The organism is Shewanella baltica, from assembly GCF_900456975.1.
Lineage (GTDB): Bacteria > Pseudomonadota > Gammaproteobacteria > Enterobacterales > Shewanellaceae > Shewanella > Shewanella baltica.
Map to the genome: position 1 here is coordinate 212,997 of NZ_UGYM01000002.1, position 17,814 is coordinate 230,810.

Sequence of the window (17,814 nt, forward strand, 5' to 3'; positions counted from 1 at the left end):
AAAAAGCTCACCTAGTTGTGAGCTTTTTTCATTTAAATCAATAATATTTACGTATTAATCCGAGTTGTTGTCGAACTCAGTATCGTCGAGGAACTCAAAGGCTGGTTCGACGTTCGGTACATCTTTAAACAGGCGAGTGAAGTGACGTTGTACGCCTTTCAAATCGATTCCTGCTAAGCCTGAAGCAAAACCAAACCAAGCATAAAGACCACTAAAGTTATCGAACATGGGCGGTAAATATTTCGGTGTCGTTAGTATGCCCTCTTGGCAAGCTTGGTATAACACCGGGATATCTTCGATCGCCAATTTACCGAGGAATAACATAGGGATAAGTTCGGGAAGGCCCGAGGTGATAGCACTGCGGATAAAGTTAATGTTTTCCACATAGCCGCGCACATAGGAAATATCCTTAGTGAAGAAGCTACCACCTTCTACCATACCCCCACGGAAAACCCTTTGGGTGACGCGATAACTGTCGGTCGCACTCAGGTTTAATCCTCTGAAATAATTAAATACTTCAATAAAGTCGGCGCCATTTTCTGCCATATCGACCGCGGCGACACGATCGCTAATACGCCGAGCTCGTCCCGGATTTGAACTTAGGGTCAGCATTTCCAGTAAAACAGCTAAACCCTCTTGAGTCGCGGCTACCCGCGGCGAACCGACACTGAGCCAAGTGGCGTGGGGTTGGGCTCGACCATTTAGCGTTGTGCCGACATGCACCCAACCTTCGTGAACCTCGTATACATTGAGATCCGACTCGCTGAACATGGCTTTGCTATTGAGCTTAACGGTATCGCCACCTACAGCGGCATCGGAGACGATACCGTCACTGAGGCGCACGCGCATGTCATCGCTATGGAAGTATTTCTCTAAGCGTTGACTGAGCACGTGAACCGCTTCGGGGGCGCTAATAATCTTAGGATGATGTTTATTCATGTGTCTCGCTGCCGGCAGCGAGAAGATATAACTGAGTTTATCGCCTAACTGTCGCAGCGTATGACGATCGCCGTGCAATCTGTGACTCGCGCTGCCGTATAATTCTTGGCTAAGTTTACCAAAGGTCGGCGTGCCTCTGTTTTCGAGCATATCGACCACAAGGCGATATTGATCGACGTTAGCCACCAATATCTTGCCGAGTTTATCCCGTTTACCTAAACGTCTATGGATATCCTGTTTTAGGGAGGCGAGTTCTGCGTGGGTTTTGACGGGGTCAAAAGGTAAGGCAATGTTTTGATAGAACTCTTGCTTGATAGCCGGAAGTACAGTGCCCTTATTCGAGAGAAAGCGCTCCTCCATTTCCCGCGGCCATTTGATGGCATCTAAGATTTTTATTGGCGTTTGGATGCGAATTAATTCATCGGAAAAACGGCGTAGATCTTGTTGATATTGGGCTAACGACTCAGACATTCCCGTATATCCTGCAGGTAATTTCAGCGAGAGAGATGTGGCTAATCATAGCCTTAAACCTCATTTATTCATATTGATTCGCAGGCTAGCTGAGGAAATATACCGATTACATAAATTAACTGTTATCGGTTTTGTGAATCATTTTGGTGCACCTGTAACTATTTTAGCGCTGTGTTTATGAGTCATGAATTGGTAACTATTTGTTTAATATTATTTTATTGATATGGCATTAAAGCTGCTTTGTTCTGGACTTAGAAATCGGTTGATTGGAGCGAAACATGGCAGCGATGAGTTATTTGAGTGTGATCGAGCGGTATCACGAATACGAGGCCACTGTGCATGAACTGATGGAATCGATTCTTACAGGGATTGCCGACGCCGAGTTATTTAAACAACCTAAGGTCGATGTCAAAGCGATGAAAGGAATTGCAAAGAGCTATCCCTTTGTTGAACTGATGTATTTACTCGATAGTCAAGGATTGCAGATAAGCCAAAATATCGCCGTGGTAGACCATCAGATCGAGTTAATTCCGTTAGGTGGCAATCGCGATCGCAGCCAAAGACCCTATTTCATTAATCGTGATGAGTCCGATGGCGTGAACATTACGCGTCCCTATTTATCCAATGCCAGCGGTAATTTATGCCTTTCTGCCTCCTTAGCCATTTATCAACAGGAGCAAAAATTGGGTTATTTAGTGGTGGATGTGGACTTGACCCGTTTGATTGAATTTATGATGGGCGACAGTGCACGGCGGCGTGTAACGCCGGCATTTAAAGCGGTTTATGGCGTGATTGTGGCTGGGTTGTTTGTGCTGGTCACGGTATTGCTCTGGACCGCACTGAGGGATATTTACGGACTCTTTACGGTCGAGCGAATTGGCCAAGATCCGCTGCAACCTTTTGGGATCATTATTTTTATGACGTTAGCTTTAGCGATTTTCGATCTCGGGAAAACCATTCTCGAAGAAGAAGTCCTAATGCATAAGGATATCTTTCGCCACAGCTCAACGCGGCGAACCATTACGCGGTTTGTTTCTACCATCCTCATTGCCATTTCCATTGAGGCCTTATTGACTATGTTCAAGGCGTCACTCGGTGAGAAACAATATATTGAACCCGCGATCTGGATGATGTTAGCCGTTGTCGGTTTACTCGTAGGATTAGGTGCTTACGTTTACTTAGGTGCTAAGGCCGAATGGTTGCTGATTAAAACTCAAGCCTATAAAAGCGGTAAAAAGTGACAAGGATGATGTAGCTTTGAAGGTGGTGATTAAGAGGACTAAACAAAGTCACACCCAGCACTAAGGGCTGGGTGAGATATTAGGTCTGAGTGGACACGAACTGTGTGAGTTCTAGATAAACACTCTGCGATTTAACGCAGCATCACCCTAATTTTGCCCACTAGATAGTGAGATCAAATAGGCTAGAAAAAATCGTCATCTCCTAATGCCCGCTTTAACTCCGCCCGTTCGAGGTAGTCTTCTAAACGCTTTTTGACTTCACGTCTATGTTGCATTGCCTCAGCGGCTTTGCTGTTTCTCGGTGTGGTCATTGCCTCAAGTTCAGTATCGTTGGGCACGACTTCAGTAATATGAGCCATAACGAATTCCTCTTGTTGTTCCTAACGACTTTCTAACTAAAAAGAGTATGGTAGAAAAGCAAATAATTTTGGTAGTCAGGGTAAAATTTTCTGCCCGTGAGCCGGATAATTCAGCCCGCTGCGGTTTAGCGTCAAGCCAAGACTGGGATTGCCTATTTGATTAATTTAGTTCTTGCTTATTTTGTGATTGAGAGCACAACATCGTCATCGATATATTCGGGTTAATTCCTAGTTAAATAGTAGGATAAACTTGAATTTAGGCGTAATTACAACAACACTTGTAACATTGTTTATTGCTGTTCGTTTGCTAGGGAATTGGCTCATATGGACAAGGATGAGTTTTCTAAATCGCATAGCCCATCAAATAATATCTACTTTAGCGTGCTGAGCTCTAGCTGGCTGATGATTGTCGCTGCTTTACTTTTTATGGGCATCTCTTGGTATGTGCTGGAGCAATATCTTAGAGATAGGGGTGAAGAGCGTTTCGAGAACAGTGTTCAAGAGTTAACCGAAGCGGTGAATCGCAGAATGCTTGCCTACGAGCAAGTCTTACGCGGTGGTGTCGGCTTGTTATTATCTTCGAATAATGTGACCCGCAAGGAATGGCAAACCTATGTTGTCAATGCGCATTTATCCGAGTATTACCCGGGTTTCCAAGGCTTTGGCTATGCTCAGTTACTTAAACCTGACACATTAGATACCCACGTCCAACAAGTTCAGGCCGAAGGCTTTAAAGACTATAAAATTTACCCTGAAGGAGTTCGTGATCAGTATTGCGTGATCTTGTATTTAGAGCCTTTTGATTGGCGCAATCAAAGAGCCTTTGGTTATGACATGTGCTCCGAGGCTAATCGTCGCAAAGCCATAGATCAAGCCATTACCACTGGTCAGCCAACTATCTCAGGCAAGGTCGCCTTAGTGCAAGATACACCCGAAGATGCTAAAGCAGGTTTTTTGATGTATTTGCCAATTTATCAAGGGATTGTGGCAACGGAGGCTGAACGGAAACAGCAGGCGATTGGACTCGTGTATGCGGCGTTTAGGATGGACGACCTCATGCAAGGAATTATGGGGGATCGATTCTCAGGTTTGAAGCTCGCCATTTATGAAAACCCACAGGCAAGTGTTGACAGTTTAATGTTTACTAGCAGTAAAGTACTGCCAAATCAAAAAGATGTGTTCTATCAGTCACAGACCGACTTGATTGGCGGTAAGCAGTGGCGCTTGGACATTTCATCACAATCGCGTTTTATCTCAAGATCGGAAGAGACCCAAGGTATCTGGCTGCAATTTATCGGTTGTGCATTCATTTTGGCGTTGTTTTATTCTGTGCTAATCATGGCGCGTAATCGATATAAAGAGTCATTGCTTACCTCTGAGCTAATCGCGAATGAAAAACGCTTTAGACTCGTCATTGAAGCCTCCCCAAGCGCACTATTTATGGTCGATAAGGCTGGGGTTATTACGTTAGTGAACACCCATGCCGAACGCTTATTTGGTTATGCCAGAGACGAGTTACTCGGCCGCTCTATCAATATGTTATTGCCAGACGCGCTGAGGGATGCGCATCAGCAGCACATGAATAATTACTTAGTGCAGCCCATTGCGAAAAATATGTCGATGCGGGATGACTTATTTGGCTGTTGTAAAGATGGCAGTCGACTCGCGATAGAAGTGGGGCTGACGCCTATTCATTTCAGTAATGGCATTTTCATTCTCGCGACGATTAACAATGTGTCTGAACGTAAGCGCATTGAAGTCCAGCGTGCAGAACACATGCAAGAGCTTGAGCGGATTAATCAAGAACTCGACCGTTTTGCCTATATCGCCTCCCATGATTTGAAATCCCCACTACGGGGTATCGAGCAGTTAACTTCTTGGTTAGCAGAGGATTTATCCGATAACACCAATGAAAACGTGCAGAAATATCTCGGGCTGATCCAAAGTCGTATTCATCGCATGGTGTTATTGCTCGATGGGCTATTGATGTTCTCCCGTATTGGCCGTGTCGATACTGAAACCACCGAGGTCAACAGTCGGCAACTGGCTGAAGACATGTTTGCGCTCGTCGCGCCGCCACAGGGGTTTGAGTTAGTTCTAAAAGGGGAGTTTCCAAATTTCCATACTGTACGCGCACTGTTGGAATTGGTGATACGAAATTTAATCAGCAATGCCATTAAACACCATGACTTAGGCACAGGTGTGATCACTGTCTTATGTGAGGCTGCGGATAAACATTATCTCTTCAGTGTGATAGACGATGGCCCTGGTATATCAAGTGCCTATCAGAATAAAGTCTTCGAAATGTTTCAAACACTTAAACCTAGGGATGAAGTCGAGGGCAGTGGTTTAGGGTTATCACTTGTGAAGAAAACAGTTGAAAGTTTAGGTGGGAATATTCAACTCAAATCGCAGGGCAGAGGCTGTTGTTTTTACTTTACTTGGCCTAAGAAAATAGTGAAAAAGGAGCTTCTATGAGAGCAGCAGATCAATATCAACAGGTCACCATTTTATTAGTTGATGACGATGATGTGGATTACATGGCCGTGCAGCGGGCGATGAGACAGCTTAGGTTACTCAATCCCTTAGTACGAGCGCGGGATGGCATTGAGGCACTAGCGATTCTCACCAGCTTAGACACGATTAAAGGCCCGTATCTTATTTTGCTCGACCTTAATATGCCAAGAATGAATGGCTTTGAGTTTCTTGAGCGGATACGTTCAGATCCTTCACTTTCATCATCTGTCGTTTTTATGCTCACGACGTCGAGTACCGATGAAGATAGAATGAAAGCCTATAGCCATCATGTGGCTGGCTACATGGTTAAAACTGACATAAAGGACGGTTTTAACAATATTTTTAATATGCTTGAAGGTTACTGGCGAATAGTCGAGCTCCCATCCGCATAAGGTGAGTATATGGATTTACTACTGATCGATGATGATGAAGTCGATAGAACGGCAATTATCCGAGCACTTAGGCAGTCAAAGTTGACGTTTAATGTGATCGAAGCCAATTGTGCATTTGATGGTTTGAATCTTGCCTTAGAACGTCATTTCGACGGCATTCTATTGGATTATTTATTGCCCGATGCCAATGGGTTAGAAGTGTTAATTAAGCTCAATGCCATGACGCAAGATCAGACTGTGGTCGTGATGCTGAGTCGCTATGAAGATGAGAAACTGGCCCAGCGCTGCATTGAATTAGGTGCGCAGGATTTTCTGCTTAAGGATGAGGTTAACTCGCGGATCTTAACCCGTGCGATTCGCTACGCGAAACAAAGATCTTCAATGGCATTGGCGTTACGGAATAGCCATCAAAAACTAAAAGAGCTGGCCGAGCACGACTCGCTCACTAAGCTGGTTAATCGCTATGGTTTTGAACTGTGTCTTAATCGAGCGATCGCAAGGGCGAAACGCTGTCACGACTATTTAGCGGTCATCTTACTGGATCTCGATGATTTCAAAGCGATTAACGACACCTTAGGCCACCAAACGGGTGATGTGCTGTTACTCAAAGTGGCGGCTCGATTAAGTGAAGTGCTGCGAGATGGCGACATTATTGCCCGTTTAGGCGGTGACGAATTTGTCGTACTGGTGACAGATAACGATTATAAATATTTCCCCATGATAGTGGCCAATCGACTGCTCAAAGTCTTTGAGGATGAATTTTGCCTCGGTGATAACGATGTGCTTATCGGTGCCAGTATCGGTGTGGCTTTTTATAATGAAGCGGCTTCGAACAGTTCTGAGCTGATGAAATGCGCCGATATCGCCATGTATCGTGCTAAAAAGATGGGCCGAAACCAGATCCAGTTTTATTCCGAAGCCTTAGACAAAGAGGTGCGCTACCGCAATCATATCGAATCAAGTTTGCGTATGGCCTTAAAAAGAAATGAGTTTAAGGTCCACTATCAAGCACAGGTTAATGCGAAAACCCATCAGCTGGTAGGGATGGAAGCTCTTATCCGATGGCAGCACCCAGTGGATGGTATTATCGCCCCAGATCAATTTTTGCCCATAGCCGAAGAAATTGGATTAATGGATGACATTGATGATTGGGTGCTTGAACAAGCCTGTACCCAGGCACAGGTTTGGTTAGCCCAATTACAGCCCCTAGGCCAAGAATTCACTATCGCAGTAAACCTTTCAGCCTCTCAAATTGGAAATGAGAACCTGTTTGATAAAATCGTGCATACACTGACGAAGACAGGCCTGCCTGCTGGAGCATTAGAGCTTGAAATTACAGAAAATTGCCTTATTGAAGATCCCCATGAACATGCCAAAGTGCTCGATAGAATCGCCGGATTAGGGGTGCGTTTTGCCCTCGATGACTTCGGGACGGGTTTTTCGTCATTAGAACACATCAAACTGTTTCCGATCAGCGTGCTGAAAATCGATAAAAGCTTTGTCGCTTCCTACGATAAGGATGAAAAAGACACCCGATTGCTCGCTGCTTTACTCAACTTTGCCTATGGGTTTAATGTTATTTCTGTGGCGGAGGGTGTTGAAACGTTTGAGCAAGCAGAGTTTTGCACTGCTCGCCATTGCACTGTTTTACAAGGGTATTTATTTTCGCGCCCCTTAGATGCCGCGGCGTTTGAGGCCAAGTATATTCTGCCACTACTAACCCAAACTCAGCTCCCAGTGTGAGAGGTCTCGAACTATTTCAATAGCATAGTGATTTCGTCTGGTGAGGAATATTTTCTTGCTTTACACTGAGCAATAGACAAATATCAGCCCCTTTTTCTGTCGCTGTGCTTTTAGTGCCGCAGAACGGTTTATTCACTCATGCTTAAGTTGGTCACTCAGCAATGAAAATAGGTATTTTATCCCAATTCCCCCAGTTGTATTCGACACAACGTTTAGTGGAGGCTTGTCAAAGCCGCGGACATGAAGCGGTTGTGATCAATACACTGAACTGCTACATGAATATTAATTCCATTAAGCCTAGCATTCATTACGAAGGCACTGAATTAGTTGGCTTTGATGCCATCATTCCGCGTATTCATGCCAGCGTGACTTTCTATGGTTGTGCCGTTGTACGTCAGTTCGAAATGATGGGCGTGTATGCGGCGAATGATTCAATCTCTATTGCGCGTTCTCGGGACAAATTGCGGGCGCTGCAATTGCTCTCCCGTAAAGGGATTGGCATGCCAGTGACAGGCTTTGCCAATAAGCCGAATGATATCCCCGATCTCATCAATATGGTGGGTGGCGCTCCGTTAGTCATTAAGTTACTCGAAGGTACTCAAGGGATTGGCGTGGTATTAGCCGAGACGAAAACGGCTGCTGAGAGCGTGATAGAAGCATTCTTGGGGCTGAAAGCGAATATCTTAGTGCAGGAATACATTAAAGAATCCAATGGCAGTGATATTCGTTGTTTTGTTGTCGGTGACAAGGTCATCGCCTCTATGAAGCGCCAAGGACCTGAGGGTGATTTTCGCTCTAATCTGCATTTGGGTGGCTGTGGTGAGGTGGTTAAAATCACTGCAGTGGAACGTAAAATGGCGATTGCGGCGGTGAAAGCGATGGGATTGGTGGTCGCTGGGGTGGATATTTTACGCTCTAATCGTGGTCCTTTGATCCTTGAGGTGAATTCGGCGCCAGGCATTGAAGGGATTGAACAAACCACAGGGATTTCAGTGACTGAGCCTATTGTTGAATATATCGAGAAAATGGTCGCTGCCCGTAAAACCAATAGACCTATTATTGCCTAATAGTTGATTACGCTAAAAAAACGCCACCGTTTAAGGTGGCGTTTTTATGCTTAGAGCTTAGACGTAAGATCCTAAATGTTAGATCTTAGAGATCAAAGCTGTAGGAATAGCCGAGTATCAGTTTGGCATCATCATCGGTGAGATCGGTATCAGAAACCATGAACGACACTGTGCCCATGCTGGTATCTGCACTGAGTGTGACGTTATAGTCGGCATAGTTATCTTCGCCAAACCAAGATTGCACAACATCACCGCTTGAGTAGCCATAGTGCACTGATAAGCTGAGTTTTTCAGTGAGAGGCACAGAGACAGTCGCGGCAAGATAGCTGAGATCTTTATTATCTAACGGATCGGCGGCGACATCGTCACCGGCATTGATGACATGGGAGTAACCCAGTTCAAGCCACTTCCAAGTCACTGCAGCATGGAGTTCACCAAAATCAATGCTGCCAGGAGCGTCTGGGTAGGCGTAGTAGAGGTAGCCAAAGTCGTAACTGATATCTTCGGTAATATTGCCACCATAACCCGCGTAGAGATCTAGCTCGTAGCTCGTATCGTCACCAAAATCCACATTCGATGCCCAAGTGCCGGCATAAAATCCAGAATCATGGCTGTAGTCAATCCCACCTTGGATTGCGACTGCATCTTTAGTTTGGGTCGCACCGCGCCATAGGTAATTAGAGGTACCACCAATGTTGCCTGATACGGCTGCAAAGGCATTGCCAGCCAGTAACATTCCCGTCGATAAGGCCAAAACGCTATACAGTGATTTCTTCATGCTCATCCCCTCGATTGACTTATTTATCGATTCACCATTGGCGCACTTAAGTAAGCAGTGGTCATTAGTGCATCTTGGTTTTTTCTAAGAAGGGATTTGCTAATCACATGCCACTATTACAATTCTATGTAAAACAAGATATTAGAATATCAAGTGTTAATGAAATGTTTTTATTTGCCAGCTTATGGGGCAGAGGCGCACTCTTGTTGTGCAAAAAGTATTCAGGGTTTCACTGGAAGAAAGCAAAAAAAACGCCTCACAATGGAGGCGTTGTTTTGAATTTTCTCGCTTAGTTTACGCTGTCGCGTAGGGTTTTACCCGCTTTAAACTTAGGCACAGTCGCTTCAGCGATTTGAATTTCTTTACCCGTTTGTGGGTTACGGCCGGTGCGAGCAGCACGAGTCGCAGTTTCAAACGAACCGAAGCCTACGATGGAGATTTTGTCACCATTTTTCATTGATTCGGTAATGGCTGCTTCAAAAGACTTCAATGCGCGTGCGGCTTCTACTTTCGTTAGATCGGCATTTTCTGCAATTTTGGCGATAAGTTCAGTTTTGTTCATTTTTATTGTCTCTTCTTTCCGTAGATTTATTTGAAATAAGCGTGCCTAACATGCCATAAGGTTCAGCGCTTGGAAAGCCTTTTGCGTCTAAGCTGCCGCAGGATGTTCGGTAAAGCGCAGAATATTTACTCAGTTCGTGACTTAAGTTTTATTCTGGTTTCATTCTTCTAACAGTTGATAGAGTAATTTTTTAACCAATTTGGGTTCAAAGGGCTTGTCACATAAGGCATTCACACCCGCTTGGGATACATTGCTGAGGTGGGTATCGTTGGCTTCGGAAGACACCATCAAGATGGGAATATGTGATTGTTGGCTTTCATTACGGATATATTGAGTCAGCGCAAGGCCATCTACGCTGGGCATATTGTAGTCAGTGATCACTAAGTCGAACATATTGTTTTTCATCAACGCTATGGCCTGTGCACCATCTTCAGCCTCGGTAATCAGTTTCATCCCTAAGTTACCAATCGTACGTTTAATGACATTTCTTGCCATACGGCTATCATCGACCACTAATACGCGCACATCCTGCACATCGAAATTACTGAGGTCGAGTTCATCGTGGCTGAGCAGATCGATAGTGGCATTTAAGGCTGTGGCTAAATGCTCGGCACTGAAGGGCTTAGGTAGGATAGCGACCACACCCGATTGGCGGAATATCTCAAGTTGCTCACGGCGACACTCGCTCGAGACCAGCATAAATTGAATATCTTTGCAGTCAGCGCTAGCCCTTAAGTAGCCTAAGAGTTCGATGGCGGTGCCATCATCAAAATGCATGGCGCTGGCGATAAGATCGGGTTTGTGGCGAGCAATAATATCTTTAGCCGCTTCAATATTTTCTGCGGTTTGAATGCTGAGAATACCTTCCTGTTGTAAGCGTTGAATAATAATTCGACGCTGGATATCTGAAGGTTCTACCAAAAGAATGGAAAGTTCGCTGGGCGATAAATGGCTCATAGTCTACTTCAAGTTAAGAGTCGCAAGTATTTTATTGGGTCGCTAAGCTACGCGATTAGTAACAGCTTAGCAACAAATGTCCATTACCGTGTTTGACGGGTCAAATAATGACTCGTGACCTTAGAAAATGCGATCCAATACTGCAAGAGTAAAATGACAATAATGCTTATTGTCAGCGGCAACATAGGAATATTGTGGCCAGAAACAACCACTTTTACATCTTCAGGGGTAATACGGTAGGCAATAATCGCTGTCATGCCTAGGGCTGAAAATCCTAAGGTTTGCATGCCGATATAAATCTTCAATACTAAGCTCGACCACGGCGTGCGCATCATTATGCCAACGAGCACAGGGAGGACGCCTAGGGTGAATACATCAAAGGATTGCGTTGTCACAGCCCGTAAAAGTGCGGCAATGCTGAAGAGGCAATATAAAGAGATCAGTAGCATAAGACGTTTAGGCATAGATGGATATGTAGACAGGTAGCGAAGAAGATGAGCAAGTGTAGGAAATGCCCTAATCCGAGTCCAGCATAACCTTAATATCGTGTAGAATAAGCCTTTTGCGAAAGGCTTATTCTACTAGGTGAAGTTTATGACAGAAGTTGAGTTTTGGAGTTTAGTCACGCGTACGGAAGCGGCGCAATCACAGGAGTCTTTGGCTCAAGCACTGAAGCAGAAACTCGCCGAACTGAGTAATGAAGAGTTAAAAGCCTTCGATAAAATATTTGGTCAGCAGATGCGCCGTAGCTATTTGTGGTCGGTTTGGGGCGCGGCTTACATTATTACTGGCTGTGATTCTGAATATGCCTTTGCCGAATTCAGGTGTTTTTTGATTTCACTCGGCAAAGAAATCTACGATGGTGTGGTTAATCAGCCTGACACTTTAGCGCGTTTAGCCGCTTGGCCAGAGCGAGACGCCTATGCTTATCCCTTTGTGGATGAATACGATCTTATTGCAGGGCAATTATACGAAGATAGAACCGGTGATGAGTTGCCCTTTATGCCATCGGGCAAGGCGACGCCCGCGGGGAAAAAATTTAGCACTAAGCCCAAGGATTTAAAGCTGCAATACCCTGAGCTCAGCGCCCGTTTTCCATTTTAATCTTGGTCATCGCTTATTAGCGTAAGCAGGCATTGGTTGTGACATCGAAGGTCATGCCGTATTTAGGGCAGATGTCATTCATAAACTCATGTTCTTGCGCGGTTAATTGCTGAGTAAAATCTTGCTTAAGCTGCTCAGTCATTTGGTTTTCAGCCGCATGTTGCGCCTGAGCCAATTTGCTAAAATGAGCGTTAACCGCCTGTTGTTGGCTGATGGTCAATGGCGCTGCATGGCTTGAAAGACTAATGCTAGTTCCGATTGTTAGCAGGGCGAGTAAAGTGAATTTACGTGAGTAAGAATTTGATAAATTTGCTGTTTTTAGGTTCATAGGTAAGCTCCAAATTAAAAATTACGTTTAACACGTCAGTTCTAAATCGTGCATCCTTAGACGGTAAAGAAAACGAGTTGTGCTGTGAGGGGCTTAGCTTATTGTATAAATATTGAACCTATGCTGAACGGTTAGTTAGCGCTCATTTTTCATTTCTTTGCATTGAAAGCCTTGCTTGCGTGTATCGAACTGGCACATAGAACCACATTCCCAAGGTACATCGTCGTAAAAGGCCGATTGTTCGCGAGCAAAATCGCGGCAGGTCTCATAGCTGTCAAAGTTATCCGTTTTTTTATACTTTCCAGAGTCATAGCCATGGTTATAGATAAAGGCAGACCAAGTTTTAGGGCCGGTATTTTTATCACTCGGAGAGATAAACCAAATCGCACTAACCACGCAGGTAAACAGGATAAGAATGAACACAGGTACAACGGGGAATTTCATTTTTATTAAGTGAGCCATGTAAACAATAGCGGAAGGATAACGTTTTTTTTGTGGTTATGCGCGTAAAATGTTCACAAATTGATAACTATGCACTTACTTAGTGCAGTCTCGATACAAAAAGATACGTGTCAATTGTGGTTCTCAGATAAAATTTACGTATTTATACAAAAGCTTACACAGCATTAGCTGTACTTATATCAGTTTTGCGTTAAGCTCTAGTTCAGGTTAGATTTTGTACTGTGGTTCTCAGAAAGTTATCTAGGCCTTGGAGGCAAACATGAAAATTCAGTCCCTTTTACTCGCAGGTGTATTAAGTTGCAGTGCGGCTTGGGCGGCCGATGAAGCGCCAGTAAATCCCGTCACCGAAGATGGGGTGGTTAAAATTGTTTGGCAAAGTCCTAAGGATTTTCGCGATATCAAATCATCGGGGGAAATCCAATCCCGCTATGAGAAGCGTTTATTTGAGACCTTAACAGAAAACATCAATAAAGAAGCGGCGAAGATTTTAAAGTCGAATCAAAAGCTTGAAATGACTATCACCGATGTTGATCTGGCGGGTGATATGCGCCCAACCTTTGGCGCGACCGCCAATGATTTACGCATTATTAAAGACATTTATCCACCGCGTATAACTTTTTCCTATCAAGTTTTAGAAAACGATAAAGTGATTATTGCAGGTGATGAAAAACTGACGGATATGGGTTTCATGGGGGGGATACAGTCTCTAAGTGACAAACCTTTCATGTACGAAACCAAAATGTTGACTGATTGGTTAAAGAAGACGATTGCCCCACAACTTTAATCGTCAATCTTTCAATCGTTAAATCGGTCACTCAAGACTCAAGCACTGAGCGCTTGAGTTTCGATAGTAAGGTGATTTTCTAACAGGTAAAATCCGTTATTCGCGGATTTTGCCTGTTTTTTTGCCCGGGCACTTAAGGTCGACAGGCTATGTTCATTGGCGTTAAAGGTCTGTGCTGGTGGCAAGATACCCACGCACAGGCTGATCAATTGATGGTAGCAGGCTTCGCCTTGTCTATCGTCGGCGAGCATCTCTTGAGCTTGCCAATGCTCGGCGCTGTAAAACAAATGCTTATGGGTTTCAAAGTCCGCTAGAATTCGTTGGCAACGGCTGATCATATGTTCACAGGTGCTGATAATCACAAAGTCATCGCCGCCGACATGGCCGACAAAGCAATTGTCACTTTTATATTTCAGTAACAGATTAGTCACTTCACAAATCACTTCATCGCCGCGACAAAAGCCATAAATATCGTTATAGGGCTTAAAGTTACACAAATCAAAATAGGCCAGGTAAAAGTGTTTCTTTTGGATTTTAAGGCGTTTTAATTCCTCCTGAATGGGCACATTGCCCGGCAAGTCTGTCAGAGGATTTGCATGGCGGGCCATCTTAATTCTGTGCTCTGTGATCCTTTGCAGTAAATCTTTAGTGTGGCCTATGCCGAGCAGTTTGCCTCGGCGAAGTATGATGAACTGCTGAGCAACTGTATTGGCTGTCTCTGAGGTCAGCAATTGGCTCACAGTAGATAAGGGTTCGTTGGCCTCAATTTGGATGACCTGCGGGTCCATCACTTCACTTACGGCATGATTCTCATGCAAGGCACGACCATAGGGCGTACTGAAAAGTTCGAGTAAGGTCGCGCGGCTGATAATCCCCAGCGGCAACTGATTATCGACTACCACAACCGCCTGCAGTGCGGGTTGCGAGCTAAAGGTGTCACTTAAAAATTTGAGTTTGAGTGCGGGCGCCACTGTGATGGCATTCGTGCACAGGCTTTCGGCCGATTCGCTGTATCTAGGTTGAATCTGAGTATTGTTTGGCACTAAGGTCGCTTTCATCGCGCGGCAGGGGAGCACTTCTGGACGACCTAGCAAATAGCCTTGGCAATAGACGATACCCAGTTGTTTGAGTACGGCTAATTCCTCTTGCGTTTCAATCCCTTCTGCTATCACTTTGCAGGTTAAGCTTTGGCATAACTCCACAATCGAGCGGACAAACTCTTGTTTGACAGGGGTCGAATCAATTTCATGGATAAAGTGGCGGTCGATTTTGACATAGTCGGGCGACAATTCTGACCAGAGCCTTAAACCGGAATAACCCGCGCCTAAGTCATCGATGGCCGTTAAAAAACCTTGGCTGCGATAATGATTCAAGCAAGATTTAAGTAAGTCGATATCATCGGCGGGATATTGCTCTGACAGCTCAATCACCACCTGCGATGGCGCTATGCCGAGTTGTTGCAACAGCTGTAAGGTCATGCCCTTGGGGTGCGCAGGGTCTAACAACGCTTTGGGCGAGATATTGATAAACAGCTTGCCTTGGAACTGACGCAGCTTAAATTGCTCGAGTGAAATGCGCCGACAAAGGGTTTCTAACTCGCTTAACTTGCCTTCATGCTCGGCGGTCTGAAATAGCGGCACTGGGGAGTATAACGGGCTGTGTTCAGGGCCGCGGCTCAAGGCTTCAAAACCGTGGATCTTATGTTCTAATATATTGAAAATTGGCTGAAATAAGGGATTAATTGCCGCTTTAGAAATTATTTTATCGAGCTCTTTAGCCAGATCTAAACTTGTCATTACGTCAGCCCTTTCGTCTATGTGAGCGGAGTCTATGACTTAGAAATGACAAAATGATGACAATTTTGAGGGAGCTTAACGCCAGCGATGCGGGGGTTTTGAGTGGATAGCAGATGAAAAGAGCTGAAGGCTACTGGCGAGTTTCAGCTCTTTATCTAGGTTAGCTTTGTGTCTTGAAGGCCTGCAGCGTTTGCAGTAAAGCGCCGAGCTGGCGTACATAGGTTTCGAGTTCTTTAGGATCGAGTGCTTCATATTCTTCCATGCGAGTTAAGTCATCGACCAACTCTTGTACATAGGGCAGAAAACGATTACTCGAAGCGATAAAACCTTGTTCTGCCGTGAATATGCTGGTGAAGTTTCCATGGCCAGCTTTCTTTAGCTCATCTAACTTAGCGTCGGCGTCTATGGCTTGGCGATAGGCGATTTGAAGATTCTCTTTCAGTTGCTCTATAACCTTGGTATGTGGCATAACAGCGTCTCATTGCAAAATTTGCAGGAATTATAAGGGGCAAAGGATATGGCAACAAGCCAATGGCGATTAATTGCAGCAATCTGTTTTCTGGCGTTGACGGGTTGGAGCACCAAAGCGGTGAGTGCCGAAACCGATAAGCCGCCATTTTATCAAGTGCAATGGCAAGGAAAGAGCGCGTATCTACTGGGTTCGATTCATATTGGACGTGCCGATTTTTATCCTTTACCCACCCCAATTGAAACCGCGCTTGGCAAAGCGAAGGGCTTAGTCGTGGAAGTCGATATGAATAAAGCCGATAGCAATGCCTTGCTGCGCCAATACGGCCGCGCCGATAAAACCAAAGGTTTAGATTGGCAGAGCCGAGATAAACAAACGGTTGAGAGCATGACGCCCTATTGCGCTGCCACGGCCAATGTTTGCCAGTCGATTCAATCCTTTGCGCCTTGGCTGCAAGCCACGCAACTTAACTTAATACGTTATAACAACTTAGGTTACAGCACGGATTATGGCGTTGATATGCAGTTGATTGCCCGCCATGCGGCTTTACCTGTGTATCAGTTAGAAACCGCCGAGTCGCAATTTCAGTTATTAGCGTCCTTTGATAGCCAAGCGCAGTGGTCTATGGTGCGTGAGGCGATTAGTACGTCGGATGCAGACCTTTTGTCGTTAATTGCGGCTTGGCGTTCGGGTAATGAAGCTGAGCTTGATAGCATAATGCAGGAGCAAATGGGCGGCGAGGGCGACACTGAGATGCTAGAGAAAATTCTCTGGCGGCGAAACCATGTGATGGCCGACGGCATTATAAAGTTAATGGGCTCGACTGAAATAACTGCACCATTATTTGTAGTGGTTGGCGCGGGTCATGTTGTGGGTGATAAAAGTGTGGTGCAATTGCTAGAACAAGCAGGCGCCAAAGTGAGCGCCTGCTGGAAACAGACCTGTCAGTAATCGCTTAGGACACAGGGTTTATAACCATGCGGGTTTAAACTGCGGGGCTTTGCCCTAAAAAGTGCACATATCGGCCGAGTGAAATGTAGGGCTCGCGTTGTGAATACTCGAGCTCCATTTGCAGCAGTTTTTGATAATCGAAATCGGCGGGCTGACTCTTTTTCAAATAGTCGTGGATCACCCGCACGCCGGACTGGCTGATGAGTGACATTTTCCAGTCGCTAAACCACTCTTTAACCTCTTGAATATAAAGTGGATGAGTGGGTGTTAGCCGCACTTTCTTTTTCACTTTTAAATCTGCGGCGACGTAATCGAAATTACCCGACACTAAGGCATGAAAGCGCATGGCTTCTTTGTTGTAAAACATCAAAGAGAATAATCCCGCAGGTTTAAGCATAGTGAGTAGGCCCGCCATCGTGGGCTTAGCATCTGTTAACCATTCGACGACCGCATGGCACAATATGATATCGAAATAGCCATGGTGCTCAACTGACAGAGCTTGAATAGGCGCATGGATAAGCTGGATAGCTAATGGTTCAGGCGAGGCATCTATCTGTTCTTGCGCTTGCGCCAACATCTCCGCTGAGATATCGCACAGCACCACTTCGTGGCCGAGGCGGGCCAATTTTTGGCTAAAGTAACCAAAACCACCGCCTGCATCTAATACTCTGAGTTTTCTATTCCCCAGTTTTGCTAGCGCAGGTGCGAGGTCGCGCCATAGTACCGCGGCACGAATGTCGCCTTTAGGCGTACCATAAATGTTTTTCGCAAATTTTTGCGCGAGCTTGTCAAAATTCTTATCTTGCACGTGATAACTAGGTTAAAGAGAGTGGAACGATAGTGTGGCACAGACGTAAATTTTTCGCACTCAGGAGATGTTATTGCCGAATCGAG

19 protein-coding genes are annotated in these 17,814 nt (G+C 45.1%); 8 read left to right on the forward strand and 11 right to left on the reverse strand.

Annotated features, from left to right (window positions below):
* Window positions 1-54 precede the first annotated feature (54 nt).
* Complete coding sequence (locus DYH48_RS00960; protein WP_006079982.1) at window positions 55-1,410, reverse strand: flavohemoglobin expression-modulating QEGLA motif protein; 1,356 nt, start codon at window positions 1,408-1,410, stop codon at window positions 55-57.
* Window positions 1,411-1,688: 278 nt separating this feature from the next.
* Here DYH48_RS00960 and DYH48_RS00965 point away from each other — a divergent pair, with 278 nt between their 5' ends.
* On the forward strand, window positions 1,689-2,651 hold the full coding sequence (locus tag DYH48_RS00965) for a PDC sensor domain-containing protein (RefSeq protein ID WP_006084247.1): 963 nt from the start codon (window positions 1,689-1,691) through the stop codon (window positions 2,649-2,651).
* 182 nt (window positions 2,652-2,833) lie between these two features.
* On the opposite strand, the gene DYH48_RS00970 is transcribed toward DYH48_RS00965, so the two are convergent.
* A complete protein-coding gene (locus tag DYH48_RS00970) occupies window positions 2,834-3,010 on the reverse strand; it encodes a PA3496 family putative envelope integrity protein (RefSeq protein ID WP_006079984.1) in 177 nt (58 codons plus the stop codon).
* Window positions 3,011-3,334: 324 nt separating this feature from the next.
* Between DYH48_RS00970 and DYH48_RS00975 the strand changes: the two genes are divergently transcribed.
* The 4 genes from DYH48_RS00975 to rimK all read left to right on the forward strand — a co-directional run bounded on the left by DYH48_RS00975 (window position 3,335) and on the right by rimK (window position 8,729).
* On the forward strand, window positions 3,335-5,488 hold the full coding sequence (locus tag DYH48_RS00975) for a CHASE domain-containing sensor histidine kinase (RefSeq protein ID WP_115333812.1): 2,154 nt from the start codon (window positions 3,335-3,337) through the stop codon (window positions 5,486-5,488).
* Window positions 5,485-5,919 carry a response regulator gene (locus tag DYH48_RS00980; protein ID WP_006079986.1) on the forward strand — a complete coding sequence of 145 codons (435 nt, stop codon included), beginning with the start codon at window positions 5,485-5,487 and terminating at the stop codon, window positions 5,917-5,919. The genes DYH48_RS00975 and DYH48_RS00980 overlap by 4 nt, the downstream gene beginning before the upstream one ends.
* A gap of 9 nt (window positions 5,920-5,928) precedes the next feature.
* On the forward strand, window positions 5,929-7,662 hold the full coding sequence (locus DYH48_RS00985) for a putative bifunctional diguanylate cyclase/phosphodiesterase (RefSeq protein ID WP_012090289.1): 1,734 nt from the start codon (window positions 5,929-5,931) through the stop codon (window positions 7,660-7,662).
* 161 nt (window positions 7,663-7,823) lie between these two features.
* On the forward strand, window positions 7,824-8,729 hold the full coding sequence (gene rimK / locus DYH48_RS00990) for a 30S ribosomal protein S6--L-glutamate ligase (protein WP_006079988.1): 906 nt from the start codon (window positions 7,824-7,826) through the stop codon (window positions 8,727-8,729).
* Between the two features lie 85 nt (window positions 8,730-8,814).
* Here rimK and DYH48_RS00995 read toward each other — a convergent pair whose 3' ends face one another.
* The 4 genes from DYH48_RS00995 to DYH48_RS01015 all read right to left on the reverse strand — a co-directional run bounded on the left by DYH48_RS00995 (window position 8,815) and on the right by DYH48_RS01015 (window position 11,490).
* On the reverse strand, window positions 8,815-9,507 hold the full coding sequence (locus tag DYH48_RS00995; RefSeq protein ID WP_115333813.1) for a TorF family putative porin: 693 nt from the start codon (window positions 9,505-9,507) through the stop codon (window positions 8,815-8,817).
* Between the two features lie 289 nt (window positions 9,508-9,796).
* Complete coding sequence (locus DYH48_RS01005) at window positions 9,797-10,069, reverse strand: HU family DNA-binding protein (protein WP_006079990.1); 273 nt, start codon at window positions 10,067-10,069, stop codon at window positions 9,797-9,799.
* A gap of 159 nt (window positions 10,070-10,228) precedes the next feature.
* Complete coding sequence (locus tag DYH48_RS01010) at window positions 10,229-11,026, reverse strand: response regulator (RefSeq protein WP_115333815.1); 798 nt, start codon at window positions 11,024-11,026, stop codon at window positions 10,229-10,231.
* 83 nt (window positions 11,027-11,109) lie between these two features.
* The gene (locus DYH48_RS01015; protein WP_115333816.1) at window positions 11,110-11,490 is read right to left on the reverse strand and encodes a hypothetical protein; all 381 of its coding nucleotides are present in this window, start codon (window positions 11,488-11,490) and stop codon (window positions 11,110-11,112) included.
* 130 nt (window positions 11,491-11,620) lie between these two features.
* Here DYH48_RS01015 and DYH48_RS01020 point away from each other — a divergent pair, with 130 nt between their 5' ends.
* The gene (locus tag DYH48_RS01020) at window positions 11,621-12,130 is read left to right on the forward strand and encodes a DUF4240 domain-containing protein (protein ID WP_115333817.1); all 510 of its coding nucleotides are present in this window, start codon (window positions 11,621-11,623) and stop codon (window positions 12,128-12,130) included.
* 16 nt (window positions 12,131-12,146) lie between these two features.
* Here the strand turns inward: DYH48_RS01020 and DYH48_RS01025 are convergent, their stop codons facing one another.
* Entirely contained in the window at window positions 12,147-12,458 is a 312-nt protein-coding gene (locus DYH48_RS01025) for a hypothetical protein (RefSeq protein WP_115333818.1), read from the reverse strand.
* A 135-nt stretch (window positions 12,459-12,593) separates the two neighbouring features.
* A complete protein-coding gene (locus DYH48_RS01030; RefSeq protein ID WP_012090285.1) occupies window positions 12,594-12,902 on the reverse strand; it encodes a hypothetical protein in 309 nt (102 codons plus the stop codon).
* A gap of 277 nt (window positions 12,903-13,179) precedes the next feature.
* Here DYH48_RS01030 and DYH48_RS01035 point away from each other — a divergent pair, with 277 nt between their 5' ends.
* Entirely contained in the window at window positions 13,180-13,704 is a 525-nt protein-coding gene (locus DYH48_RS01035) for a DUF3016 domain-containing protein (RefSeq protein ID WP_115333819.1), read from the forward strand.
* Between the two features lie 38 nt (window positions 13,705-13,742).
* On the opposite strand, the gene DYH48_RS01040 is transcribed toward DYH48_RS01035, so the two are convergent.
* Together DYH48_RS01040 and DYH48_RS01045 are read right to left on the reverse strand one after the other, a co-directional pair.
* Complete coding sequence (locus DYH48_RS01040) at window positions 13,743-15,500, reverse strand: GGDEF domain-containing protein (RefSeq protein ID WP_115333820.1); 1,758 nt, start codon at window positions 15,498-15,500, stop codon at window positions 13,743-13,745.
* 160 nt (window positions 15,501-15,660) lie between these two features.
* Entirely contained in the window at window positions 15,661-15,969 is a 309-nt protein-coding gene (locus DYH48_RS01045; RefSeq protein WP_006079998.1) for a hypothetical protein, read from the reverse strand.
* A gap of 48 nt (window positions 15,970-16,017) precedes the next feature.
* Between DYH48_RS01045 and DYH48_RS01050 the strand changes: the two genes are divergently transcribed.
* Window positions 16,018-16,920: a TraB/GumN family protein gene (locus DYH48_RS01050; protein ID WP_115333821.1), complete on the forward strand. Its 903-nt coding sequence runs from the start codon at window positions 16,018-16,020 to the stop codon at window positions 16,918-16,920.
* Between the two features lie 34 nt (window positions 16,921-16,954).
* Here the strand turns inward: DYH48_RS01050 and DYH48_RS01055 are convergent, their stop codons facing one another.
* Window positions 16,955-17,728: a methyltransferase domain-containing protein gene (locus DYH48_RS01055; RefSeq protein ID WP_115333822.1), complete on the reverse strand. Its 774-nt coding sequence runs from the start codon at window positions 17,726-17,728 to the stop codon at window positions 16,955-16,957.
* Window positions 17,729-17,814: the final 86 nt, after the last annotated feature.